The organism is Roseovarius sp. (genome assembly GCF_048262375.1).
In the GTDB taxonomy this organism is placed as follows: domain Bacteria; phylum Pseudomonadota; class Alphaproteobacteria; order Rhodobacterales; family Rhodobacteraceae; genus Roseovarius.
The window spans coordinates 1-22513 of record NZ_JBLXFE010000008.1 but is presented as its reverse complement, the minus strand read 5'-3'; the positions used below and the strand labels follow the sequence as shown (position 1 = coordinate 22513).

Here is a 22513-nt window from a genome sequence, read left to right as displayed (position 1 = left end):
ATAGTTTGATGGAGGCCCCATGCGCAGCGCTACAATTACCCGAAAGACCGCCGAGACCGATATCAACGTCGAGATCACTCTTGACGGCACCGGTCGATATGACAACCAGACCGGCGTGGGATTTTTCGATCACATGCTCGACCAACTCGCGCGGCATTCGCTGATTGACATGACAATCCAGTGTACGGGTGATCTTCACATCGATGATCACCACACCGTCGAGGATGTCGGCATCGCGCTTGGTCAGGCCCTCACCCAAGCACTCGGGGACAAACGCGGCATCCGCCGCTATGGCTCCTGCCTCTTGCCGATGGATGATGCGCTGGTGCGCGCCGCACTCGATCTCTCAGGGCGACCCTATCTGGTTTGGAATATGGACCTGCCCACACAGAAAATCGGCACATTCGACACCGAGTTGGTGCGCGAATTCTTTCAGGCGCTCAGCACCCACGGCGGCATAACCCTTCATGTGGACGCGCTGCACGGGCTCAATAGCCATCACATGGCAGAGGCCGCATTCAAGGCTGTGGCGCGCGCGCTGCGCGACGCGGTCGAAACTGATCCGCGCAAGGCGGATGCCATCCCGTCGACCAAGGGTAGTCTCTGACCCATGACCACAGTCATAGTCGATTACGAGAGCGGCAATCTGCACTCGGCACAAAAAGCATTTCAGCGGATGGCCTTCGAAACCGGCGCAGGTGATGTCGTCGTGACATCAGATCCCGAGATGATCCGGAATGCCACGCGCATTGTACTGCCGGGCGATGGTGCCTTTCCGGCCTGCCGCAAGGCGTTGTTTGACCATCGCGGTGTGTTCGAGGCGATCGAAGAGGCGGTGGTGAACCATGCCCGTCCCTTTATGGGTATTTGCATCGGTATGCAGATGCTGGCCACGCGTGGCCTGGAATACGAGGAAACCGCTGGATTTGACTGGATTGGCGGGACAGTTGAGCACATAATCCCCTCTGATCCCACCTTCAAAGTGCCCCATATGGGGTGGAACGATCTGGTGATAGATCACGCGCATCCGATCTTTGACGGGATCAGCACCGGCGATCACGCCTATTTTGTGCATTCCTACCATTTCCGCGTGGATAATCCTGCACATCTTTTGGCGCATGTCGATTATGCCGGGGCGATCACCGCTTTGGTTGGGCGCGATACAATAGTAGGCACTCAATTTCACCCAGAGAAGAGCCAGCAGACCGGCCTGCGGATCATTGCAAATTTCCTCCGTTGGAAGCCTTGAATGGCCAAGGCACAGCCTCCGCTTCAACTTGTTCTGGACGAGATTACGGAGTGTGCCCGCGCCTCAGAAGCTTTCGGCAAGGTCGCTGATTACATCCCGGAACTGGCCGGTGTGAATCCAGGACAATTCGCCATTGCGATCGCCCGTCCGGGCCACCCTACGCTGGTTGCGGGCGATTCGGACGTGCCGTTTTCGATCCAGTCGGTATCAAAGGTGTTTATGCTGGCGCTTGCCCTTGGCAAACTCGGAGACCAGCTCTGGTCACGGGTCGGGCGCGAACCGTCTGGTCAATCGTTTGATTCCATGTTGCTACTGGAATTGGAAAAGGGTTATCCGCGCAATCCATTCATCAATGCGGGAGCCATCGTCACAACCGACGCCGTGCTACAAGGCTCCAGCCCACGCGAGACCCTTGGCTCGCTCTTGCGTTTCATCCGTGCTGCAGCAGGAGACGAGACAATCCACATCAACGACCGCGTCGCACAATCCGAAATTGCCACCGGCCACCGCAACTTTGCACTCGCACATTACCTGCGCTCGCATGATAACCTCAAGAACCCGCCAGAGCTAACCTTGGGCACCTATTTCCACCAATGCGCGGTTGAAATGACCTGCACACAACTGGCCAATGCTGGCCTCTTTCTGGTCGGAGGGTCACGCACACCGCGGCTTGTGTCCGAGGCCCGTATTCGCCGGATCAACGCCCTTATGATGACCTGTGGACATTATGATGGCTCTGGCGATTACGCCTTTCGAGTTGGCCTTCCAGGCAAAAGCGGTGTCGGCGGCGGCATCCTGTCGATTGTCCCGGGTGTAGCATCCATTGCGGTCTGGTCGCCGGGACTCAATCATTATGGTAATTCCAAACTCGGCACCGAGGCGATGGAACAGTTGACCACACGCACCGGTTGGTCAGTGTTCGGCCCGCATATGACAAAGGGCGGATGAACCTCATCCGCCCCTCTAACCCTCTGGCGATACCTATTTGAGCTTTTGCCAAGTCCCCCCATCGCGACAAATGCCCAAAATACATCCCTTGACCCTGAGCGTGTCACCGTTGAGTTGCAGCTTGGAGCTGTAGGTTTTGTCACGGTCGGGCGAGTAAACCTTGCCTTTGTACTCTCCGTTTCCGGTTGGAGAAGTTTCAGAAATGATGTTCCGGCCGATGTTCTCGCTTTCCATTTCGTTGCCGTCCACATCAAAGGACTTGACCAGCGTACCGCAGAGTTTTGCGCCACAGGGCGCAACCTCTATTAATCCCGAATGGCCGTTGTCATCCTTGGCCGTGCGCCATGTTCCCAAAAGCGGTTCGGCCATCGCCATTCCAGCACTCACGCTGAACACTGCGGTCATCATAACTAGTTTGCGCATGTCTGATCCTCCCTGACATCTGCCAAAATCCTGATCCACGGGCGCGGCACAAATCAAGTCTGACGTGGGGTCGCGTTGCATTTCCCCCGCCCGCATGTCAAAGCGCGAACGCGTTACAGTTACAGATGAAAGGCACCGCCCGATGATCCTCTACCCTGCCATCGACCTCAAGGACGGCAAGGCCGTGCGCCTCTTGCGTGGCGATATGGACTGCGCCACGGTGTTCAATGACGATCCCGCAGCACAAGCCATGGAATTTGTAGAAGCTGGGTGCGAATGGCTGCATCTCGTGGATCTGAACGGGGCTTTTGCCGGCGAGCCGGTGAATGCTGCTCCGGTCGAAGCGATCCTCAAAAAATGCAAGGTGCCAGCGCAATTGGGTGGTGGCATTCGCGACATGGCGACCATCGAAAGCTGGCTCTCCAAGGGGCTGGCCCGCGTGATCCTCGGAACGGTCGCCGTGGAGAACCCTGCTCTTGTGCGCGAGGCAGCGCGCGCCTTTCCCGGTCAGGTGGCGGTGGGTATCGACGCGCGCGGTGGCCGCGTGGCCACCAAGGGCTGGGCCACAGAGACGGATGTAGATGCAACCGATCTGGCGAAGTCATTTGAAGATGCTGGCGTGGCCGCGATTATCTATACAGACATCAATCGCGACGGCGCGATGCAAGGCCCCAATGTCGAAGCAACCGCAGCCCTAGCGAAGGCCATCAGCATTCCCGTTATCGCGTCGGGTGGGGTTTCTTCGATCAAGGATCTGATTGCCCTGCGTGATTGTGGTGCTTCCCTTGATGGGGCAATTTCGGGTCGCGCGCTCTATGACGGGGCAATCGATCTCAAGGCAGCCTTAGACATGCTCAAGTCCTGAGCGCAGCACGGGTCTAAGTTTACTCGCCTGCCGCCTTGGCCGTGAGCTTACCAAGCGCGCCAGTCATCGTTTTGATGTATTCGGCGTCGTTATTAATCTTTGTGTCGTCGAACATGTCATCTGGTTTCTGATAGGCCAGCCAAGTCTGGCCTGTGTTATCCTGATAAACCAACACCTTCAGCGGCAAGAATAGCCCGGCCACAGGGTCATCCTGCATCGCGGCGGTGCCCATCTTTGGGTTGCCAAAGATCAGAACTTGCGAAGGATCCAAAGCCAAGTCAACGCTGGCTGCCCCCGCAGCGTGATCCACCCGCGCAAAGACCGTGGCACCTGCCCCTGTGACGGCCGCCTCGAGCCGATCCATTGTCGTGGCGACATCGCTTGTGGATTTGACTTTGGCGATATCGTCCCCACTGGCGAGAGCGGGAACAGTGGTGAAGGTGATCGCGGCGGCGACAAGAAAACGCTTCATGGTAAACTCCTTCATTTGCAACGCTTATATGGGTCATATCCTCTGGCATGTTAACCGATTTGCCCATAAACAACGGCGTGAAATTCCTGTAACAGCGACAATATGCTCAAAACCCGTATCATCCCCTGTCTCGACGTGGCCGATGGCCGCGTGGTCAAAGGTGTCAACTTTGTCGATCTGCGTGATGCAGGCGATCCGGTAGATGCCGCACGCGCCTATGATGCCGCAGGCGCGGACGAGCTGTGTTTCCTCGACATTCACGCCACACATGAAAATCGAGGCACCATGTTCGACGTGGTGCGCCGCACCGCAGAGCAATGCTATATCCCGCTGACCGTGGGCGGCGGGGTGCGCAGCGCACAGGACGTGCGCGCCTTACTGCTGGCAGGCGCGGACAAGGTCAGCTTCAATTCCGCTGCCGTGGCCGACCCCGATATTGTGGCCCGCGCCGCCGATCAGTTTGGGAGCCAGTGCATCGTCGTGGCTATCGACGCCAAGACAGTTGCCCCAGGTAAATGGGAGATTTTCACCCATGGCGGGCGCAAATCCACGGGCATTGATGCTGTTGAATTCGCGCGAACGGTCGCAACCAAGGGCGCGGGAGAAATTTTACTGACCTCAATGGATCGCGACGGTACGCGGGCGGGCTTCAACTTGCCTCTCACACGCACGATCGCCGATGCGGTAGAAATCCCCGTAATCGCTTCGGGAGGCGTTGGTACGCTTGATCACCTTGTCGAGGGGGTGATTGAAGGTCATGCCTCCGCCGTGCTCGCCGCCTCGATTTTTCACTTTGGCACCTTCACCATTGCCGAAGCCAAGGCCCATATGGCCGCTGCAGGTATTCCTATGAGGTTAACCGCATGACCCTCGACGAGCTCGCCCACACCATTGCCGCGCGCGCGAGCGCCGATCCCGACAGCAGCTGGACGGCAAATCTCTTGGCCAAGGGGCCAGAGAAATGCGCCGAGAAATTTGGTGAAGAAGCCGTGGAAGCCATTATTGAGGCCGTCAAGGGCGACCGTGAGCGTCTCACGTCTGAGGCCGCCGATGTGCTGTTTCATCTGCTCGTGATGCTGCAATCTCGCAACGTCGCCCTATCTGATGTTATGGCCGAATTGGCACGCCGCCAAGGCACCTCTGGCCTCTCCGAAAAAGCCTCTCGATCGAAAGACTAAGACATGATCCGCCATATCGTATTCTTTTCCGCCGCCAACCCGGACGATGTCGAGCGCATCCGCGAGGGGCTCATGATGCTGGAAAAGATCCCGCATTCGGCGCATTTCGAGGTCGGGCGCAATTTTCAGAGCGATGCCATTTCGGCCGAGAGGGTCGATCTGGTGGTTTATGCCGAGTTCAAGGATGAAGTTGCCCTTGCCGCTTATAAGGCTGATCCGATCTATACCGCCTGCATCGCCCTAGTGCGCCCGTTGCGCGAATTACGCATCGCGGCCGATTTCAAGGCAGGCTAAGGCCGCGGAGCTGCCGCCCGGCGCAGCCTGTCATTGATCGCGCGCCCGAGACCAACTTCTGGAATTGGCGAGACAGCGATCCCCTTCGCACCTCGCGCATCCAACGCATGCAAGTGACCAAAGAGGTTTGCAGCAGCCTCGATAAGATCCCCAGAAGGCGACAGGTTCAGATCGGCTTCAACCGGGCCAAAGCCCAGCATAAGCTCTCCTGTCTGCCTGCTTTTGGCATTGAGGCGCACAGGTGCACCGGGCGCGTAATGCGATTCCATCTGCCCCGGCGCGCTGAGCGCTCCGCCAGATTGATGCCGTGTCAGCGAGGCCCCCAGAACCGCCTCTAACGCTTCGACGGAGACCCCTCCGGGACGCAAGAGCGTAGGGATACCAGTCAACCCAACGATGGTTGATTCCAGCCCCACCAAACAGGATCCCCCGTCGACCACAGCCTCTATCCGGCCAGACAGGCCCGCCATTACATGCGCGGCGGAGGTCGGGCTTATGCGTCCCGAGGGATTGGCAGAGGGGGCTGCCACCGGCCCGCCAAACGCCGTCAAGAGCCCCTGCGCCACCGGGTGTGCGGGCACTCGGATGGCCAGCGTTGGCAGGTCGGCCGTCACAAGTGGCGAGAGCCCCGAACCGGGGCGCAATGGCAACACAAGCGTCAGCGGGCCTGGCCAGAACTCTGAAGCCAGAACCTCGGCTGTCTCGGACCAGTCAACATAGGCCCGCGCGGCCTGAGCGTTCGCAACATGGACGATCAACGGATTGAACCGCGGTCGTCCCTTGGCCTGAAATATTCGTGCGACTGCTAGATCATTGCGTGCATCTGCCCCCAGACCGTAAACAGTCTCGGTCGGAAATGCCACGAGCCCACCTGCGCGCCAGATTTCTGCAGCGCTTGCAAATCCTGCCGGATCAGGAGAAAGAGATTGCGTTTCCAAAGGGTGGGCCTTTCTGACGCCGCGTAGCAGTTGAAGGTACGCCGCGATGAGTTACGCTGGGTTCGAGGATAACTTTAATACAAGGGACCGGCCAGAGAGCCAAGATACCCTTGCAACATCAGGAGATTTCAATGCCGTATCGCGCACCGGTTGATGAGTATCAGTTCCTGTTTGACCATATCGTCAATCTCGCGCAGGTGGCCGAGACAGACAGGTTTTCTGAGGCGACGCCGGATATGACCGCCGCAATCCTGTCCGAAGCAGGCCGGATGTGCGAAGAGGTGCTCTATCCGCTGCAGCGCAATGGCGACCTGCACCCGGCGCGGCTTGAAAATGGAATTGTGCGCACCTCGCCCGGCTATGCCGATGGCTACCGCGCCATCGCAGAAGGGGGGTGGGTGTCGATCAGCGCGCGTCCCGATCATGGGGGCATGGGCCTGCCTATGACGGTAACTGCGGCGGTCAACGAGATGATGTCATCTGCCTGCCTCTCCCTACAACTCAACCCTTTGATGACCCAAGGACAAATCGAGGCGTTAGAACATCACGCCTCAGACGCGCTCAAGGCGATCTACCTGCCGAAACTGGTCAGTGGCGAATGGTCTGGCACCATGAACCTGACCGAACCGCAGGCCGGATCGGATGTGGGTGCCCTGCGCTCGAAGGCCGTGCCAAACGAGAATGGCACCTATGCGATCACCGGGCAGAAGATTTATATTTCCTGGGGCGATAACGACTTTACCGAAAACGTGTGCCATCTTGTGCTGGCCCGGTTGCCGGATGGCGTGCCAGGCACCAAGGGAATCAGCCTCTTTCTTGTTCCGAAATATATCCCAGATGAGGCAGGAAATCCTGGCAAGCAAAACAGCCTCAAGGTGGTCAGCCTAGAGCACAAGATGGGCCTGCATGGCAGCCCAACCGCCGTCATGCAGTATGATGGGTCAACCGGCTGGCTGGTGGGTAAACCTCATGATGGCATGCGCGCCATGTTCACCATGATGAACAACGCCCGGCTTGGTGTCGGTGGCCAAGGAATCGGCACCGCCGAAGGTGCTTATCAGCATGCCCTCGCCTATGCGATGGAGCGCAAGCAAGGGAGAACACCCGTCGAAGCCGGCTCTGGTGGCATCATCGAACATGCTGACGTGCGCCGGATGCTGGCAACCATGAAGGCCGATATTTTTGCCGCCCGTTGCATCGCACTGGCCTGCGCGCAGGCCATTGATATGCAAACCGCCACGGGCCAGGCGCATTGGTCTGCCCGCGCGGCGTTTCTTACGCCTATTGCAAAGGCATTTGGCACTGACACCGGCATCGCTGTGGCCGAAATGGGGGTGCAGGTGCATGGCGGCATGGGCTTTATTGAAGAAACCGGGGCGGCGCAGTATTATCGTGACGTGCGTGTCACGGCGATTTACGAGGGCACCAACGGTATTCAGGCGATGGATCTGGCTGCCCGCAAGCTAATGGATGGCGGCGAAGCTGCGCACGCCCTTCTGGATGAAATCGAAGCGCAGGCGGAAGCAGCCCGAAGCAGCCTGCCAGCCTTGGCCGAACCCGTCTGGCAAGCCTCTGAGACACTGCGCGAGACCGTGGAATGGATGCTGGGGCAAAAGGACCTGAACCACCGCTTTGCTGGTGCAGCCCCATTCTTGCGCGGGTTCGCGCGGGTTTTGGGCGCACACTTCCACCTCAAGGCGGCGTTGGCTGAGGGTGGCGATGGCCCCCGCACCCGGCTGGCAAGGTTCTATATAGCGCGCCTGTTGCCCGAACATGCGGGCCTTCTGATCCACGCGACGCAAGGAGCAGATGATCTCTATGCGTTAACCGCAGAGGATTTTGCAGCCTGATGGATGGCGGCCAGATCATGCATAACCCGTGGGAGGAACCCCCGGCACCCGGCACAGCGACACAGGTCGCGCCGGGGCTGTTGTGGCTGCGCCTGCCCCTGCCCATGGTCCTTGATCATGTCAATATCTATGCGCTGGACGATGGTGACAGCTGGACCATCGTGGACACTGGCATTTATTCGAAACGCAGCGTCGCGCTGTGGGAGGACATCTTGTCCGGCCCATTGCAGGGCCGTCCGGTCAGCCGCGTGATTTTGACCCATCACCATCCTGATCATATCGGTATGGCAGGTTGGTTGATGGAGAGATTCGGTGCTGCTTTGTGGGCTTCACGCACCAGTTGGCTCTTGGCACGCATGCTGATTCTAGATGTCGAGGAACGACCGACACCGCAAGCGCTCGCCTTTTCCAGAGCGGGGGGCATGGACCCAGAGGTATACGCCGCGCGCAAAGAAGAGCGGCCCTATAATTTCTCTGACATCTGCGCCCCAATTCCAGTGGGCTATATCCGCGTGCAAGACGGTGATGTGATCCGCGCGGGGGGGCGTGATTGGGATGTGCGAATGGGCAACGGGCACGCCCCCGAACATATCACACTCTGGTCACACGAGGGCAATCTGGTGATTGCAGGTGATCAGATCCTGCCCTCTATCAGCCCCAATATCGGCGTCTACCCGACCGAGCCCGAGGCCGATCCACTGGCTGAATGGCTGAGCGCCTGCAATCATCTGGCCGCATATGCATCTGAGGATCACCTCGTGCTTCCGGGGCATAAGTTACCATTCACCGGCCTGCCATTTCGGATGCAGCAGTTGCGCGACAATCACATTGGGGCGCTTGACCGGCTCCGGACATTTCTGACGGAGCCACGCACCGCCGCTGACTGTTTTCCACTTCTTTTCAAACGCAAGATCGACCGGGGGACATATGGCCTTGCCCTTGTTGAGGCCATTGCGCATCTCAACCATTTACTCCACGCTGGAGAGATCACACGTTGGCGCCGCACGGATGAGGCTTGGCTCTGGCAAATCAAGGAACGGTGACGCGAGGAAAGACCATGGACCAGACTATCAATACCGCCGCCGAAGTGGCAGAGGCCCATGTGATGCACCGCGCCCATGAAGTGCATTCAAAACCTGATCAACCCTGTATCGAATCCGCCGCCAAAAAGCTCGGAGAGGGAACGACAACAGACAAAAGCCCGGCTCAATGGGCCTATGAGCGGCTGATCCTCTACATTCAGAATTTCGAGGAAACCCTCGACGAAGCGCACGAGGTTGCTATGGGCTTTGCAGGCAGCGACACTGGCGTTATCCGAATCGAAGGGATGGGCTATTTCGAGCCAGACATCATAACCTTTTACGGGCAGGATCAGATTGGCATGCGTACCCAGCTGGTACAGCATGTAAGCCAGCTAAGTGTCATGCTGCGCGCGCTGCCAAAACAGACGGAAACGGCAGAGCCAAACCGCATCGGTTTCCAACTGGCGCAGGACCTCAACAAAGCCTGAGCCCGCGACAGCTTGGGAGGTGACAGTCTCCTTTAAATGGGCTATCCAACGGCGGAATTTGAACGACACGTAGCAAGGGACAAGCAGGACATGGCCGAGCATAAACATGGTGAAATGAATATCGACGTTCAGGAAAAGACCTTTGAAGGTTTCATCAGATCGGTGACATACGTCGCAGTCGCCTGCATTGTGGTTCTTCTGTTCATCGCGGCGGTCAACGGCTGATTCGGCGCAAGCCTCTGTTGGCTGAGGATATGTGATGCGGTCTTTGGTTCTGGCGGTTGCCGCCTGTGTGACGCTTGTCGGCTGTGCCGCCGAATCGGTGTGGTCTCCGGATGAAGACGTGGCGCGTGCAGCCTATCGTCATGATGGGCCAACGCGCCTGACCGTTTATACAATGATCAACAACGGCAACGGATCAGGCGCGCATACTTCGATAATGATCAACGGATCGCAGCGGGTGATCTTCGATCCCGCAGGATCGTTCAATCAGGGCAAACACTTGCCCGAAAGAAACGATGTTCTTTTCGGAATCACCCCTGCGGTCGAGGATGTCTATACGCGCTATCATGCGCGCGAGACCTACCGGGTTCAGATCCAAGAACTCGACGTGTCGCCAGAATTGGCCGAACAGGCCATTCAACTGGCCAAGGCCAACGGCCCGGTGCCGCAGGCGCAATGTTCGCTGGCGTCGTCCCGAATTCTGTCAGAGCTTTTTCCCGGACAGATCGGTACCTCTTGGCTCCCACGCAAGACTGCCATTGCCTTTGGCCAAATCCCCGGTGTGTCTGAGAAAACGCTTTATGAATACGACAGCGACGACAATTCCAATGTCCTTGCAGCGTGGGATCCTGTGCGCGCCAAGGCGCAGTAGCGGCGTATTCCCGACCTGTCGTTTGTTATTGCCTTAAATACTCATCCAGAGGATTGATCGAATTCGCGGCCATCTTTGGATTGGCATCTTCAGGTCGTCCCATTAAAAACCCCGCCCGTGATCCACGAGCGGGGTTTTCTTTTGGCAATATAGCTGGCTCAGTTCTGGCCAGCCCCCATGACTGACAGTCCGCGCAGGATATCAATGGCATAGGCCAACTGATAATCATCCTCGCGCAATTTTGCCGCCAGTTCGGCGCGGGCACGATCCTCTTCGATCTGCTTGATCTCATCCTCAGTCAAGCTGTCATTGTTGAGCCGCCCACGCAGATCGGCCTCAGACCGCGACGGCCGGTTCGGAGTCTCTGCCTCATCGGTGGCAGGCGCGCGACGGGGTTGTTCAACAAGAATATCCGGGCTCACGCCAAGCGCTTGGATGGAGCGACCCGACGGCGTGTAGTAACGCGAGGTAGTCAGACGCATCGCGCCGTTGCCACGCAACGGCATGACCGTCTGCACAGAGCCTTTGCCAAAGCTTTTGGTGCCGACAACAATTGCGCGGTGGTGGTCTTGCAATGCACCTGCCACAATCTCGGAGGCGCTGGCTGAGCCACCGTTGATCAGAACTACGATGGGCTTGCCATTCGCCAGATCACCAGCCGTGGCATTAAAGCGCTCACCATCCTGCGGATTGCGGCCCCGGGTGCTGACGATCTCGCCCTTGTCGAGGAAGGCGTCAGAAACCTTGATCGCCTGCGTCAAGAGGCCACCGGGATTGTTGCGCAGGTCAAGAATGATACCGCTCACCTTGTCCTCACCGCCCAGTTCTTCGATCTTTTCCGCCAGACCGCTTTCGAGGTTGGCATAGGTCTGATCGTTGAACGTGGTCACGCGCAGCACAACTGCATCTTGCTCGGCGCGCGCACGCACCGCTGTCAGCTTGATCGTGTCACGGATGATTGAAACATCGAAGGGTTCCGGCGTATCTTCGCGCACAACCGTGATGATGATTTCACTGCCCACCGGACCGCGCATCAGATCAACCGCCTCATCGAGCGTGAGCCCAAGGACACTTTCACCGTCGACATGGGTGATGAAGTCCCCCGCCTCAATCCCGGCCTGATCTGCCGGGGTTCCATCCATGGGCGATACGACCTTGACGAAACCATCTTCCTGCGTGACCTCAATGCCAAGGCCGCCGAACTCACCCCGTGTTTGCACCTGCATGTTTTCAGCGTCGTCAGGTGAAAGATAGCTGGAATGAGGGTCGAGTGAGGTCAGCATACCGTTGATTGCAGCCTCGATCAGATCCTTGGTTTCGACCTCTTCGACATATTGCGCACGGATGCGTTCGAAAATATCTCCAAAGAGATCAAGCTGTTCGTAGACGTTGTTCGCCGTTTCCGCCTCTTGCGCCAGCAACGGAGCGGCCACCTGTGTTGTCACCACCGCACCGGTCAGAATGCCAACGGAGGCGGCCATCAGGAATTTTTTCATGTCTCAACCATCCTTATCGGTCTTGAACCACGTAAGCGGGTCCACTGGAGAATTATCTTGCCGGACCTCTATATAGAGCGTTTGCGTCCGACTGGCACCCGTATCCTGCGCATCGGCGGCAAGCAGCAAATCGCCTTCGGTCCCTGCTCCGCCCATCAGGCCCACTGGGCTGCCGCCCGGCAGGACCTGACCTGCCTGACCATAAACAACATCGAGGCCTGCAAACACCAGCAAAATTCCGGACTGTGGTTCGAGAATGATCACATTTCCGTAGTCGAGCAAAGGGCCACGATACCGCACCGTCGCCGCGCTCGGAGAGGTAACAAGAGCACGCGGGCGGGTGGCCATCAGAACACCCGGTCGGATGATCCCGGCGGCATCCGCCTCGCCTGCGCGGCGGAGGATCACCCCCTCTGCCGGCAGCGGCAAAGCGCCCTTGCGGGAGGTGATGTCCGGTAGGCTGCCGGGGGCCTCATCAATGGCTATTTCACTTAATCCGCTGGCAAACCCTTCCAAGGTTTCCGTGGATGCAATCAGCAGTGCGGTCCGAACCGAGTCTTCGGTAAAGCGGTGCGGCAGATCCGTACGTTCCGCCATTGCGGTGCTAAGAGTGGTTCTCGCCTCTTGCACCCCCTCCAGCCCCTCTTGCAGCTTGTCAGCGGCGCTTTGTTGCAGCACACGCAGCACGCTGAGTTCTTGCACCTTGTCGCGCAATTCGAGCGCACGGGCGTCAAGAGCGGGGGCGACTTCGGACAGGATCATCCCGGCCCGGGCCGTACCCACCGGCCCTGACGGGTGCATCAGAAGTACCGGCACCGGGGCGCTCCCCATGGTCGAGAGCACGCCCAAAAGCTGAGCAATCTCATCCTCACGGGCCTGCAATTCCGCGCCGACCGCCTGTTCCCGCAAAGAGGCGCGGCGCAGCCCGTCGCGCATTGCTTCGAGTCCCTCTTCGTAGGCTGTGATCACCTGCGTCAGCGCCTTGACCCGGTTTTGCGCCCCCTCAGCTTCGGCGAGGGCCTCAGCCGCGCGACTGAGCTGTTCGCCAGCCGCACGCGCCGCCGCAGCGGGATCCTGCGCCAGGGCTGGCACCTGAAAACCACCAAGCAGAAGGACCCAAAGACAGGCCGCTGAGAGCTTCATGCCAAAAGTGTCTCCCCGGTCATTTCCTTAGGTTTTTCAAGACCCATAAGCTCTAAAACCGTGGGCGCCAGATCAGCCAGCCGCCCCCCTTCGCGGATGCCAGCGCCCTCGGGGCCATTCACCAGAATAATCGGCACGGGGTTGGTGGTATGGGCTGTATGTGGCCCCCCGGTCTCAGGATCAACCATCACCTCGCAATTGCCGTGGTCTGCAGTGACGATCATCGCGCCTCCGACCTCATTGAGAGCCTCGATCGCCAAGCCAAGCCCCCGGTCAACCGCTTCGCATGCCGCCATCGCAGCCTTGAGATCGCCGGTATGGCCGACCATATCGGGATTGGCAAAGTTCACGACGATCAGATCGTATCGCCCCCGGATCGCGGCAACGAGTCGCGTCGTGACCTCTCCGGCGGACATCTCGGGTTTGAGATCGTAGGTCGCGACATCTGGCGAGGGGGCCATATAGCGGTCCTCGCCGGGTTCGGGGTCTTCCTTGCCACCGTTAAGAAAGAAGGTAACATGCGGATATTTCTCGGTTTCTGCGAGATGAAATTGACGCAGACCATGTTGAGCCACCCATTCCGCAAGGGTATTAACGATGTCACGCGCCGGAAAGACCGTGTCGAACCACGCGTTATGAGCCTCTGAATATTCCACCATACCAAGCAGAGCCGCCCAAGCCGGTCGCGGTCCGAGTTCAAAGGCAGAAAACTCTGGATCTGCAATGGCTTGCAGAATTTCCCTCGCGCGGTCAGCGCGGAAATTGAGGCAGAAGAGACCGTCACCGTCGCGGGCGCCTTGATAGTCTCCGATGACCGTGGCGGTGATAAATTCGTCGGTCTCAGAGCGGGCGTAGGCATTGGTGATTGCCATGCGCGGATCGGGGCAACGCAGGCCGCGACCAGACACAATAGCGTCGTAGGCCTCTTGCACGCGGGACCAGCGATTGTCGCGATCCATCGCAAAATACCGCCCTGTGACCGTGGCAACTTTGACCCCTAATGGCATGATTTCGCGTAGCTTTTCCAAATTCACCCGCGCCGATTTCGGGGCCACGTCGCGCCCGTCTGTGAGCGCGTGGAGCAATACCGGAACGCCCGCATCGGTCAGGGCTTTTGCCGCCGCTGCGATGTGATTGAGATGGCCGTGCACCCCGCCGTCAGACATCAACCCAAGCAAATGGGCGCGCCCGCCAGACGCCTTCATCCTCTCAACAAAGGCCTGCAAGGCATTGTTATTAAAGAATGAACCATCCTGAATGGAAAGGTCGATCTGGCCCAGATCCATCGCCACAACCCGACCTGCGCCGATATTGGTGTGCCCAACCTCGGAATTGCCCATCTGACCGCGCGGCAGACCGACATCCGGCCCATGGGTGATCAGGGTCGCATGCGGGCAACGGGCCATAAGCCCATCAAAAACAGGAGTTTTTGCCAGATGTGGGGCGTTGGCGTCAGGGCAATCGCTGAGCCCCCAGCCATCGAGGATACACAGAACGACGGGTTTGGGCATACTCTCTCCAAGCGTGGTGATGCCGTCTTCTAGCCTGTTGAGGCGGCGGGGTGAAGCGGCTTTGCGGCTTTTGCCTGTGTGTACAAGGTGTCCATCTTGTACGCAGTTTATGTACACATCCGGCGGCACAGGTTTTGCGCGGCGGCCCCGCATCCCGCCCGCAGCGCTAACCCGATGTTAACCCGGGCACATCAGGCTGGGACCATGACAGCGATTCTTTTCCTCTTTCTTTGCGGCATCGGGATACGGATGTCGGTTTGTCCGGCGGAGGCTCAAAGCACCTCGGTCGCCGCAATCCGGTCCCGGCCCAAGGTGACCCGGTGGTCGTGCGACGCATTCGCGCCAGAACATGTCGCGGCCCGTCCGGTCTGGTTCGATACAGGGTTTACCAAGGCGATATGGGCCATTGTCTGGCATGGGTTTCCAGCATGGAGACCTTGCGGAGTGCACGGAATTCCGCTTGAACGGGCCCGCGGACAAGGAAAGGCACCCGATGACAAGCTGGATTACCATCTGCGACACCTGCAAGCGCGAAGATTGGGATGCCGCGACGCAGACGCGATCCCATGGCGAAGATCTTGCCGCCCTGATCGAGCGTGCCGCAGAGGGACGCACGGATATCCGCACACGGCGGGTTTCCTGCCTCATGGGCTGTGGGCATGGTTGCAATGTGGCGATCCAAGGCGCGGGCAAGCTCGCCTATACGCTGGGCAATTTCCTGCCTGACGCCGAGGCGGCGGTGGCAATTGTCGATTATGCCGCACTGCATGCCGAAAGCGCCACGGGACAGGTGCCCTACAAGCAATGGCCGCAAGGGGTGAAGGGGCATTTTGTCACCCGCCATCCGCCACTGCCAACCGATAGCGAGACCTGAGGCGCATGGGCCGTGATCATGGCGGCGGGATTGACGCGGCGCTGGCGCAGCATGGCGGGGCGCGTGCAGATTGGCTTGATCTGTCTACCGGGATCAACCCCCTGCCCTATCCTGTTGGCAGGATTTCCCCCGAAGCATGGACCACGTTGCCGGACCGGGCGGCACAAACAGCGCTCGTCAAGGCCGCGCGCGATTTCTGGCAAGTGCCGGAGGGGATGGAGGTGCTGGCGGCACCCGGCGCCTCGGCGCTGATTGCACGGTTGCCGGGGCTGCGCACGCCCGGAGCCGTACATATCCCCGCCCCCACCTATAATGAACATGCCGCAAGCTTTTGCGCCCATGGCTGGCAGGTGATCGACACGCGCCGCGCCGAAACGCCGGTGCAGGCGCGGGTGATCGTGCATCCCAACAATCCGACAGGTCGGTTTTACGGCGTCGAGGATCTGGATGCGCCGCTGACTGTGATCGACGAAAGTTTCTGTGATGTGGCCCCCGAACGCTCGCTGGTGCGTCATGCGGTGACACCGGGGGTGATCGTGCTCAAGAGTTTCGGCAAATTCTGGGGGCTGGCGGGGTTGCGGCTTGGCTTTGCCATTGGGCAGCGCGACGATGTGAACCGGTTGGCTGAAATCTTGGGCCCGTGGCCGGTGTCGGGCCCGGCGCTGGAGATCGGAGCGCGGGCACTCTGCGATCTGGACTGGGCGCGCGAGACGCGGCTGCGGCTTCACAAAGACGCGGCACGGCTTGATGAGGTGATGTCGCGCGCGGGGGCCGAGGTAGTGGGTGGCTGCGCGCTCTTTCGGCTCTACCGGGTGACGTCGGCAGCGCTCTGGCAGGCGAAGCTGGCGGAGCGGCGTATTCTGGGCCGGGTGTTTCCCTATGCGGAGGATCTGATCCGGCTGGGCCTGCCGGGGCCGGATGGCTGGGACCGGCTAGAGGCGGCGCTGTGACACTGGTTCTGGCGATGCTGCTTGATGCGGCGTTGGGAGAGCCACGTTGGCTCTGGGACAGGGTGCCGCATCCGGCGGTTCTGATGGGGCGCGCGGTGGGCTGGTGCGACCGGGTGCTCAATCGCGGGACGGCGCGGCGGGCGCGGGGCGTGGCGGCGATGCTGGGGCTTGGGCTATTGGCGCTGGGGCTTGGCTGGGGCTTGGCGCAGTTGGGGCCGACCGCAGAGGTGATTGGCGCCGCAATCCTGCTGGCGCAACGCTCTTTGGTGGATCACGTCGCGGCGGTGGCGCAAGGTCTGCGGGTTTCATTGGAGGACGGGCGGCATGCGGTGGCACAGATCGTGGGGCGCGACACGGGCGCAATGACGCGGTCCGATGTGGCGCGCGGTGCCATCGAATCCGCCGCCGAAAACCTGAGCGACGGGGTGATTGCCCCGGCGTTCTGGTTTCTGGTGGGAGGGCTACCGGGGCTCTTGCTCTATAAGATCACCAACACCGCCGACAGCATGATCGGGTACCGCACCCCGCGCCACGAGGCCTTTGGCTGGGCGGCGGCGCGGTTTGACGACCTGCTCAATCTGGTGCCGGCACGGGGGACGGCGGGCCTTATTCTGGCCACCCACGGGTTGTGGAGGCGGTGGGAGCAGGTCGCACGCGAGGCGCGTCAGCACCGCTCGCCCAATGCCGGTTGGCCCGAGGCGGCGATGGCGCGGGCGTTGGGCGTGGCGCTGTCGGGGCCGCGATCCTATCACGGGGAGCGGCGCGTGTTTCCCTATGTGAATGCCGAAGGGCGGCGCGACATCGGAGCGGTCGAGATCGAGGCGGCGTGCCGTGCATTGTGGCGCACATGGGGGGCGGCGCTCGTTCTGGTGACGGTGCTGGCGCTGCTGCTCTGAGCAATCAGCCGATCAGCATCTTGAGCCCCTGGGTCACGTCAGAGCGGACCGCGAGGCGCAGGCTGGGTTCATCGCCTGCCTTGAGCGCGGCAATGATCAGGCGGTGATAATGCGGCGGGTCTTTGCGGCGCAGGCGTCCGTAGAGGGCGCGCATGGTGGGGCCAAGCTGGAGCCAGACGGTTTCGGCCATGGCCAGCATCGCGGGGGCCTGCGCGCGCAGATAGAGCGTGCGGTGGAATTCGAGATTGCGGCGGATATAGGCCACCGCGTCCTGTCGGGCGATATCCTCGGCCACGCGGGCGTTGATACTCTGGAGGCGGTCGATCAGAGCGATATGGGCGCGCGGCAAGGCGCGGCTGGCCAATTCCACCTCGATCAGGGCGCGCAGGGCGGCCAATTCCTCGATCCGTTCGCTGTTGAGTTCCGGCGTCGAGACGCGGCCCGAACTGGACATGGTGAGCGCGCCTTCGGCCGAGAGGCGGCGCACCGCCTCGCGTGCGGGGGTCATCGAGACACCGAATTCCGCACCGATCCCGCGCAGGGTGAGCGCCTGACCGGGAGCTATTTCACCATGCATGATGCGCGAGCGCAGACCGCGATAGACGCGGTCATGGGCCGAGGGCGAGGGATCAGGGCGCGGCGACAAAAGCATGCGCCCATGTGATCACAAATCACGCGGCGGTCAATCGCTGAAACGATAACGGTGCAGCGCCCCTCCTTCGCGGCGCAGCCAGCCGCGCGGGGTCTGATAGTCTGGCATCAGGCGCGTGACCTCGGTCCAGAAGGCGGGCGAATGATTCATTTGCGCCAGATGCGCCACCTCATGTGCAGCCACATAATCGAGCACCTGGGGCGGGGCGAGAATCAGCCGCCAGGAATAGCTGAGCGCGCCGGTCGACGAGCAGGACCCCCATCGCGAGCGCGTGTCACGCAGGGTAAGGCGGCTGTAGCGCCGCCCCAAGAGACCGGCGTAGTGATCCGAAGCCGCCGCAAGCCGGTCGCGGGCGCGCGCCTTGAGCCAGCCTTCGAGCCGCGCCGGGGCGGTATCGGCGGGTCCCGGAACGCAGAGCTGATCCGCCTCGCGCAGCACGCGCCGCCCGGTGCCGGGCACGATTCGCAAAAACTGGCCTTCGACGGGGATTTCAGAGCCATGTCCGACGGCCACCGTATCGGGCTGTCCGGCCAGATGGTCGCGCAACCAATCCGCCCGTGAGCGGGCAAAGGCCAGCGCCTCGGCCTCGGTCACACCACGGGGTATGGTCAGGGTCACCCGCCCGTCGAGCCCCGATACACGCAGCGAAATCCGCCGCGCCCTCGGGCTGCGACGCAAGCAGAGCTCAACAGGGGGGTTGCCCGCAAGCACGTGATGGCCCATATGCCCTCCTGATTAGGGTCCGAGTGTCCCTGTCAAAGGCTTTGACAGCTGTCAAATGTTATGGCAGGGGACGCGGATCGTCGACAAGACCAGAGATTCAAAGGGGATCACCCATGCCCAAGGAAGAATGGGGCGTCAAGCGTATCTGCCCGACCACCGGCAAACGTTTTTACGACCTGAACAAAAACCCGATCGTCAGCCCTTATACGGGCGAGGTGGTGGAACTGTCCTCGAGCAAGACCCGCTCGATGACACCCGATGCCGAGGATGCGGAAACCAAGAAGCTGAAGTCCGGGAGCGTCATTGATGACGATGCCGATCTGCTGGATGATGATGACGTCGATGTCGAGCTTGATGATGATCTGCTCGAGGATGACGAGGACGAGGATGTGTCGCTCGACGACATCGCCGATGTGGCCTCGGACGACAACGATCTTTAATGATCAAAGGGCGGGATTTTCCACTTGATCCCGCCCGCCGCTTTGCCTAGATAGCGGCGCACGGCCTGAGGGCCATACGGAATTGGGGCCTTAGCTCAGCTGGGAGAGCGCTTGCATGGCATGCAAGAGGTCAGGGGTTCGATCCCCCTAGGCTCCACCATCAACCTATTATCATGTTGATATTGCGTAAGAACCTTATTTATAAGGGCTTACTGAAGGTGGGTGTCACAGCGAGGTGTTACAGTGGCGGCTTTGAAGAAGATGCCCGGACACCCCCGCCTGTACCGCCGAAACGCAACCTACTACCACCGTGCGGCAATCCCAAAAGACATCGCCGCAACTTATCCTAAGAGCGAGGAAACGTTTTCGCTCCGCACCAAGGACTATAGAGAAGCTTTGCATCTGGTGCGGGTCGCGGCGGTAGAAGTCGATCAGCGATTCGCTGAACATCGAAAAATGCTGGAACGTCCAGTTCAGAACGAATTGACGCCAGAACAGCTCAAACGCGTTCACGACGCATACTATCGGCACATATTGGAGGAGGATGAAGAGGCCCGCGCCGATGGTTTTGCAGGCTATACAGCAGCCAAATCTTTTGACGAGGCAATGGCCTTGAATGACTCTTTGGCAAGCGACACGCGGCGGCTTTATGCCCGTGGGGAAACGGACGAGTTCTTTCTCGGCGAAGCGGCGGACGTGCTCACTTGGGACGGGATAGAGATCAATCTGGACCCAGCCTCACCCTCTTGGGGTCGCCTTGTAAGAACGCTACATGAAGCCTCCCTAAGAGCCGCTGAGGGAATGCAGGGGCGCTTTCGGGGCGAGATTGTTGAAACCCCCTCTGAGACGCCCGTTGCAACCTCTACGACCAGTGAAGGGCCGCTATTATCAACGTTATTCACCCAACGGAAAGCCGAGGCCCTGCGCACGGATGAATGGTCGCCAAAGCTTCTCGACGACTACCAAATCTGGACCGACCTCTTCATTGAGTTGAGGGGAGACCGTCCGATCCTTGAATACAGAAAAGCCGATGCGCGGGATTTCAAGAGCTTGCTCATGGTGATGCCTAGCAACAAGAACAAGCACAAGGGGACCAAGGGCCTGCCCGCGCTTGAAGCTGTAGAGGCCGCAAAAGCGCTCTGCCTGCCTACGCTATCCACCAGTACGATCAACAAGGCGCTGGGCAGGCTGCAGGCAACATGGAATTGGGCAAACGAGCAACTTGACGAAGAGGTCTCTGACATCTTTGGGCCAATGAAACTGACGAGCAAGGGCAGCGCTAGAGGTGAAGCTGACCCCTTCAGCCCAGCCCAGCTTCAGATAATCTTCAATAGTCCACTTTTCAAAGGATGCAGGTCCAGACGGGTCCGCGCGGAACATGGCCTCACCGACATGAGCGATACCAGCTGGTTCTGGCTCCCTTTACTCGGTCTTTGGACCGGGGCACGGCTGAACGAGCTTTGCCAGCTCAATGTTGAAGATGTTGCCGAGGAGGGGGGCATACGGTTCCTGCGCCTACATGAAGGTGACGCAACCCAGCGGATCAAGGGCGGCAGGAAACGCAACGTGCCACTACATCCCGAGCTGGAGAGACTAGGTTTCCCTGCTTTCGTAGACAGCCAGCGCCGAAATAGGCGGACCCGTGTATTCCCGGACCTAAAGCTTGACACAAAGGGCTATTACTCAGGCCAGCCTTCTAAGGATTTCGGCGCATACATTACCAAGCTGGGGGCTAAGACTGACAAGACCTCGTTTCACTCCTTTCGCCACAATTTCAAGGATGCTTGCCGACACGCGGGGGTGAACCCGGACATCAACGACATCTTGCTAGGCCATGCCTTGCCGGGAATGGCTGGTCGTTATGGTGACGGCAACGTACCCCTCCCGCGCCTGTACGAAGCTGTGTGCAAGATCGAATACAGCGGCCTCTCACTTGGGCACATTAAGGGTTTCACTCCCTGATATGCGCATCAAAACTAGTCCGAGTACAAGGGGCCACACCACTGGCGCAGCCCCTTCATGTTCTCATACGGCTTGACGCTTTTGCCGCTCAATGAACCACACGACCCCCAAGGTCCGCACTGTCCAGCCCTCCCAAGTGGCGGTTTCACGGCGCATGATTGACCACGAAATTTCACCCATAAGGCGGGGAGAACGCTGGACTGAGAGATGATACATGGGATTTCCCTTCAAGGTTGCTGTGAAGGGGGTCTCTGGATCATCCCACAAGTGGAAGTATCCTTTCCCTTCAGCTAGTTATCAGGTTTCTCCTGACGGGGAAAGGGCAAATCACCCCATCCTAAGCCTCCCCAATTGGGTGCCCAGAGCTTTGGGGATAGCTGGACAAGTTCCCGGCAAGGTCAGGGTGGCCCTCAGGCCGCCCATCATCCTCAATCAGAAATGCTCTATGCCATCCTCTTCAAGCTCCTTGTCGTGTTCGGCCAGCATGGCTCGACCATCGCTATCTAGGGCTTCCCAAAAGGTATCCGTTTGGATCAACCCCGAAGGCAATGCGGGGGATATGATCTGCAACGCCCTTGCAAGAACCTCTGGGCTTTCCGCCAATCTCTGACCGCCCATCGCTCTCCCAAGTTTCTTTGCCCACTCCTGCGCCTGCACTTCAATCATGTCCGGGTGAAACTCCCCTTTTATCTTTCCCTGATCCAACGCACGAGACCAGTCCCAGCCCTGATCAATCAAGATTTCACGGGGGGTGCCTTTGGCCTGTAAGCGATCAAACACGCCCCGCATGATGGAGATTTGGCTTTTGCCAGCGCCCGACCACGCCGCCTGTTCCTTGATTGATCCGGTGCCGCAACACACCAGCCGCCAAGCCGCGTCTCCCCGCTCTTCACGGGTGATCGTGACTTTCTCACGGGCATTGAGAAGGGACGCCGCGCCAAGGGCTTCTTCAAGGGGCATCGTGGGGTGGGCTTTCACGGCCACCTTACGGGCCTCCCCGCCGCGTTCCTGCGCCAGCCGGTGGGCCTCTAGGCGGTGATGACCATCAATCACAATCCATCGCTTGCCACCCCACCAGACGTGGATGGGATCATCAAGGTCAGGGGCCGAAAGGTCGTCCGCGATCTCCCCGACCCTCTCCATATCCAGCCCCGCCGCTCTTACTTGGAACACCAGCGGCTCGGTTGAGTGAATCGCCCCGGGTTTACCGGAGACCTATAGCTTCATTTCACGCGACCATATCGAGCACGTCGCGCTGTGCATAG

General features: G+C 59.7%; 26 protein-coding genes and 1 tRNA gene. 18 read left to right on the top strand and 9 right to left on the bottom strand.

Annotation, left to right across the window (positions count from 1 at the left end):
• Positions 1-19: 19 nt before the first annotated feature.
• Genes hisB through ACN0SW_RS10575 form a run of 3 tightly spaced genes read left to right on the top strand, consistent with a single transcriptional unit; the run spans position 20 to position 2197 of the window.
• The gene (gene hisB, locus ACN0SW_RS10585) at positions 20-607 is read left to right on the top strand and encodes an imidazoleglycerol-phosphate dehydratase HisB (protein WP_417727896.1); all 588 of its coding nucleotides are present in this window, start codon (positions 20-22) and stop codon (positions 605-607) included.
• 3 nt (positions 608-610) lie between these two features.
• Positions 611-1249, top strand: a complete 639-nt coding sequence (gene hisH, locus ACN0SW_RS10580; protein ID WP_417727895.1) for an imidazole glycerol phosphate synthase subunit HisH — start codon at positions 611-613, stop codon at positions 1247-1249.
• Entirely contained in the window at positions 1250-2197 is a 948-nt protein-coding gene (locus ACN0SW_RS10575) for a glutaminase (protein ID WP_417727894.1), read from the top strand.
• A 33-nt stretch (positions 2198-2230) separates the two neighbouring features.
• Here ACN0SW_RS10575 and ACN0SW_RS10570 read toward each other — a convergent pair whose 3' ends face one another.
• Positions 2231-2620, bottom strand: a complete 390-nt coding sequence (locus ACN0SW_RS10570) for a DUF2147 domain-containing protein (protein ID WP_417727893.1) — start codon at positions 2618-2620, stop codon at positions 2231-2233.
• Positions 2621-2762: 142 nt separating this feature from the next.
• On the opposite strand from ACN0SW_RS10570, the gene hisA reads away from it, so the two are divergent.
• The gene (gene hisA, locus ACN0SW_RS10565; protein ID WP_417727892.1) at positions 2763-3485 is read left to right on the top strand and encodes a 1-(5-phosphoribosyl)-5-[(5-phosphoribosylamino)methylideneamino]imidazole-4-carboxamide isomerase; all 723 of its coding nucleotides are present in this window, start codon (positions 2763-2765) and stop codon (positions 3483-3485) included.
• 19 nt (positions 3486-3504) lie between these two features.
• Here hisA and ACN0SW_RS10560 read toward each other — a convergent pair whose 3' ends face one another.
• The gene (locus ACN0SW_RS10560; protein WP_417727891.1) at positions 3505-3957 is read right to left on the bottom strand and encodes a DUF302 domain-containing protein; all 453 of its coding nucleotides are present in this window, start codon (positions 3955-3957) and stop codon (positions 3505-3507) included.
• A gap of 102 nt (positions 3958-4059) precedes the next feature.
• On the opposite strand from ACN0SW_RS10560, the gene hisF reads away from it, so the two are divergent.
• From hisF to ACN0SW_RS10545, 3 genes are read left to right on the top strand one after another with little or no spacing between them, the layout of a single operon-like run.
• On the top strand, positions 4060-4824 hold the full coding sequence (gene hisF, locus ACN0SW_RS10555; RefSeq protein ID WP_417727890.1) for an imidazole glycerol phosphate synthase subunit HisF: 765 nt from the start codon (positions 4060-4062) through the stop codon (positions 4822-4824).
• On the top strand, positions 4821-5135 hold the full coding sequence (locus tag ACN0SW_RS10550) for a phosphoribosyl-ATP diphosphatase (protein ID WP_417727889.1): 315 nt from the start codon (positions 4821-4823) through the stop codon (positions 5133-5135). The genes hisF and ACN0SW_RS10550 overlap by 4 nt, the downstream gene beginning before the upstream one ends.
• A 3-nt stretch (positions 5136-5138) precedes the next feature.
• Complete coding sequence (locus ACN0SW_RS10545) at positions 5139-5429, top strand: Dabb family protein (RefSeq protein WP_417727888.1); 291 nt, start codon at positions 5139-5141, stop codon at positions 5427-5429.
• Here ACN0SW_RS10545 and ACN0SW_RS10540 read toward each other — a convergent pair.
• Positions 5426-6367 carry an L-threonylcarbamoyladenylate synthase gene (locus tag ACN0SW_RS10540; RefSeq protein WP_417727887.1) on the bottom strand — a complete coding sequence of 314 codons (942 nt, stop codon included), beginning with the start codon at positions 6365-6367 and terminating at the stop codon, positions 5426-5428. The two genes, ACN0SW_RS10545 and ACN0SW_RS10540, sit on opposite strands and share 4 nt — an antisense overlap.
• A gap of 131 nt (positions 6368-6498) precedes the next feature.
• Here ACN0SW_RS10540 and ACN0SW_RS10535 point away from each other — a divergent pair, with 131 nt between their 5' ends.
• The 5 genes from ACN0SW_RS10535 to ACN0SW_RS10515 all read left to right on the top strand — a co-directional run bounded on the left by ACN0SW_RS10535 (position 6499) and on the right by ACN0SW_RS10515 (position 10601).
• A complete protein-coding gene (locus tag ACN0SW_RS10535) occupies positions 6499-8217 on the top strand; it encodes an acyl-CoA dehydrogenase (RefSeq protein ID WP_417727886.1) in 1719 nt (572 codons plus the stop codon).
• Entirely contained in the window at positions 8217-9260 is a 1044-nt protein-coding gene (locus tag ACN0SW_RS10530; protein WP_417727885.1) for an MBL fold metallo-hydrolase, read from the top strand. The genes ACN0SW_RS10535 and ACN0SW_RS10530 overlap by 1 nt, the downstream gene beginning before the upstream one ends.
• A gap of 14 nt (positions 9261-9274) precedes the next feature.
• Positions 9275-9727: a hypothetical protein gene (locus ACN0SW_RS10525; RefSeq protein ID WP_417727884.1), complete on the top strand. Its 453-nt coding sequence runs from the start codon at positions 9275-9277 to the stop codon at positions 9725-9727.
• Between the two features lie 90 nt (positions 9728-9817).
• A complete protein-coding gene (locus ACN0SW_RS10520; protein ID WP_417727883.1) occupies positions 9818-9952 on the top strand; it encodes an aa3-type cytochrome c oxidase subunit IV in 135 nt (44 codons plus the stop codon).
• Between the two features lie 34 nt (positions 9953-9986).
• On the top strand, positions 9987-10601 hold the full coding sequence (locus ACN0SW_RS10515; RefSeq protein ID WP_417727882.1) for a hypothetical protein: 615 nt from the start codon (positions 9987-9989) through the stop codon (positions 10599-10601).
• A 158-nt stretch (positions 10602-10759) separates the two neighbouring features.
• On the opposite strand, the gene ACN0SW_RS10510 is transcribed toward ACN0SW_RS10515, so the two are convergent.
• From ACN0SW_RS10510 to gpmI, 3 genes are read right to left on the bottom strand one after another with little or no spacing between them, the layout of a single operon-like run.
• Positions 10760-12097 carry a S41 family peptidase gene (locus tag ACN0SW_RS10510; protein ID WP_417727881.1) on the bottom strand — a complete coding sequence of 446 codons (1338 nt, stop codon included), beginning with the start codon at positions 12095-12097 and terminating at the stop codon, positions 10760-10762.
• A gap of 3 nt (positions 12098-12100) precedes the next feature.
• Positions 12101-13240: a murein hydrolase activator EnvC family protein gene (locus ACN0SW_RS10505; protein ID WP_417727880.1), complete on the bottom strand. Its 1140-nt coding sequence runs from the start codon at positions 13238-13240 to the stop codon at positions 12101-12103.
• Positions 13237-14751, bottom strand: a complete 1515-nt coding sequence (gpmI, locus tag ACN0SW_RS10500; RefSeq protein ID WP_417727879.1) for a 2,3-bisphosphoglycerate-independent phosphoglycerate mutase — start codon at positions 14749-14751, stop codon at positions 13237-13239. Before gpmI ends, ACN0SW_RS10505 begins: the two co-directional genes overlap by 4 nt.
• Positions 14752-15244: 493 nt before the next feature.
• Between gpmI and ACN0SW_RS10495 the strand changes: the two genes are divergently transcribed.
• The 3 genes from ACN0SW_RS10495 to cbiB are packed head-to-tail and all read left to right on the top strand — an operon-like array spanning position 15245 to position 17471.
• Complete coding sequence (locus ACN0SW_RS10495; protein ID WP_417727878.1) at positions 15245-15625, top strand: DUF1636 family protein; 381 nt, start codon at positions 15245-15247, stop codon at positions 15623-15625.
• A gap of 5 nt (positions 15626-15630) precedes the next feature.
• Positions 15631-16575 carry a threonine-phosphate decarboxylase gene (locus tag ACN0SW_RS10490; protein WP_417727877.1) on the top strand — a complete coding sequence of 315 codons (945 nt, stop codon included), beginning with the start codon at positions 15631-15633 and terminating at the stop codon, positions 16573-16575.
• A 14-nt stretch (positions 16576-16589) separates the two neighbouring features.
• Positions 16590-17471 (top strand): adenosylcobinamide-phosphate synthase CbiB, encoded by an 882-nt coding sequence (cbiB, locus tag ACN0SW_RS10485; protein ID WP_417728036.1) that lies wholly within the window; start codon positions 16590-16592, stop codon positions 17469-17471.
• 4 nt (positions 17472-17475) lie between these two features.
• On the opposite strand, the gene ACN0SW_RS10480 is transcribed toward cbiB, so the two are convergent.
• On the bottom strand, positions 17476-18123 hold the full coding sequence (locus tag ACN0SW_RS10480; RefSeq protein WP_417727876.1) for a GntR family transcriptional regulator: 648 nt from the start codon (positions 18121-18123) through the stop codon (positions 17476-17478).
• Between the two features lie 30 nt (positions 18124-18153).
• Positions 18154-18846, bottom strand: coding sequence for a M48 family metallopeptidase (locus tag ACN0SW_RS10475; RefSeq protein WP_417727875.1), 693 nt, complete (start codon positions 18844-18846; stop codon positions 18154-18156).
• Between the two features lie 113 nt (positions 18847-18959).
• On the opposite strand from ACN0SW_RS10475, the gene ACN0SW_RS10470 reads away from it, so the two are divergent.
• From ACN0SW_RS10470 to ACN0SW_RS10460, 3 genes are all read left to right on the top strand, one after another.
• Positions 18960-19286, top strand: coding sequence for a TIGR02300 family protein (locus ACN0SW_RS10470; RefSeq protein WP_417727874.1), 327 nt, complete (start codon positions 18960-18962; stop codon positions 19284-19286).
• Positions 19287-19370: 84 nt separating this feature from the next.
• A tRNA-Ala gene (locus ACN0SW_RS10465) sits at positions 19371-19446 on the top strand.
• Positions 19447-19529: 83 nt separating this feature from the next.
• Positions 19530-21248: a DUF6538 domain-containing protein gene (locus ACN0SW_RS10460; RefSeq protein ID WP_417727873.1), complete on the top strand. Its 1719-nt coding sequence runs from the start codon at positions 19530-19532 to the stop codon at positions 21246-21248.
• Positions 21249-21680: 432 nt separating this feature from the next.
• Here ACN0SW_RS10460 and ACN0SW_RS10455 read toward each other — a convergent pair whose 3' ends face one another.
• Positions 21681-22421, bottom strand: coding sequence for a hypothetical protein (locus tag ACN0SW_RS10455; RefSeq protein ID WP_417727872.1), 741 nt, complete (start codon positions 22419-22421; stop codon positions 21681-21683).
• Positions 22422-22513 lie beyond the last annotated feature (92 nt).

Bases quoted from the DNA above. Each gene is read 5' to 3' on its own strand.
- ACN0SW_RS10490 (WP_417727877.1), top strand. From the start codon at position 15,631: ATGGGCCGTGATCATGGCGGCGGGATTGACGCGGCGCTGGCGCAGCAT.
- ACN0SW_RS10520 (WP_417727883.1), top strand. From the start codon at position 9,818: ATGGCCGAGCATAAACATGGTGAAATGAATATCGACGTTCAGGAAAAG.
- ACN0SW_RS10545 (WP_417727888.1), top strand. From the start codon at position 5,139: ATGATCCGCCATATCGTATTCTTTTCCGCCGCCAACCCGGACGATGTC.
- ACN0SW_RS10475 (WP_417727875.1), bottom strand. From the start codon at position 18,846: ATGGGCCATCACGTGCTTGCGGGCAACCCCCCTGTTGAGCTCTGCTTG.
- hisA (WP_417727892.1), top strand. From the start codon at position 2,763: ATGATCCTCTACCCTGCCATCGACCTCAAGGACGGCAAGGCCGTGCGC.
- ACN0SW_RS10550 (WP_417727889.1), top strand. From the start codon at position 4,821: ATGACCCTCGACGAGCTCGCCCACACCATTGCCGCGCGCGCGAGCGCC.
- ACN0SW_RS10495 (WP_417727878.1), top strand. From the start codon at position 15,245: ATGACAAGCTGGATTACCATCTGCGACACCTGCAAGCGCGAAGATTGG.
- ACN0SW_RS10575 (WP_417727894.1), top strand. From the start codon at position 1,250: ATGGCCAAGGCACAGCCTCCGCTTCAACTTGTTCTGGACGAGATTACG.
- ACN0SW_RS10505 (WP_417727880.1), bottom strand. From the start codon at position 13,240: ATGAAGCTCTCAGCGGCCTGTCTTTGGGTCCTTCTGCTTGGTGGTTTT.
- hisB (WP_417727896.1), top strand. From the start codon at position 20: ATGCGCAGCGCTACAATTACCCGAAAGACCGCCGAGACCGATATCAAC.
- ACN0SW_RS10510 (WP_417727881.1), bottom strand. From the start codon at position 12,097: ATGAAAAAATTCCTGATGGCCGCCTCCGTTGGCATTCTGACCGGTGCG.
- hisF (WP_417727890.1), top strand. From the start codon at position 4,060: ATGCTCAAAACCCGTATCATCCCCTGTCTCGACGTGGCCGATGGCCGC.
- ACN0SW_RS10470 (WP_417727874.1), top strand. From the start codon at position 18,960: ATGCCCAAGGAAGAATGGGGCGTCAAGCGTATCTGCCCGACCACCGGC.
- ACN0SW_RS10570 (WP_417727893.1), bottom strand. From the start codon at position 2,620: ATGCGCAAACTAGTTATGATGACCGCAGTGTTCAGCGTGAGTGCTGGA.
- gpmI (WP_417727879.1), bottom strand. From the start codon at position 14,751: ATGCCCAAACCCGTCGTTCTGTGTATCCTCGATGGCTGGGGGCTCAGC.
- ACN0SW_RS10560 (WP_417727891.1), bottom strand. From the start codon at position 3,957: ATGAAGCGTTTTCTTGTCGCCGCCGCGATCACCTTCACCACTGTTCCC.
- cbiB (WP_417728036.1), top strand. From the start codon at position 16,590: ATGCTGCTTGATGCGGCGTTGGGAGAGCCACGTTGGCTCTGGGACAGG.
- ACN0SW_RS10530 (WP_417727885.1), top strand. From the start codon at position 8,217: ATGGATGGCGGCCAGATCATGCATAACCCGTGGGAGGAACCCCCGGCA.
- hisH (WP_417727895.1), top strand. From the start codon at position 611: ATGACCACAGTCATAGTCGATTACGAGAGCGGCAATCTGCACTCGGCA.
- ACN0SW_RS10525 (WP_417727884.1), top strand. From the start codon at position 9,275: ATGGACCAGACTATCAATACCGCCGCCGAAGTGGCAGAGGCCCATGTG.
- ACN0SW_RS10535 (WP_417727886.1), top strand. From the start codon at position 6,499: ATGCCGTATCGCGCACCGGTTGATGAGTATCAGTTCCTGTTTGACCAT.
- ACN0SW_RS10480 (WP_417727876.1), bottom strand. From the start codon at position 18,123: ATGCTTTTGTCGCCGCGCCCTGATCCCTCGCCCTCGGCCCATGACCGC.
- ACN0SW_RS10515 (WP_417727882.1), top strand. From the start codon at position 9,987: ATGCGGTCTTTGGTTCTGGCGGTTGCCGCCTGTGTGACGCTTGTCGGC.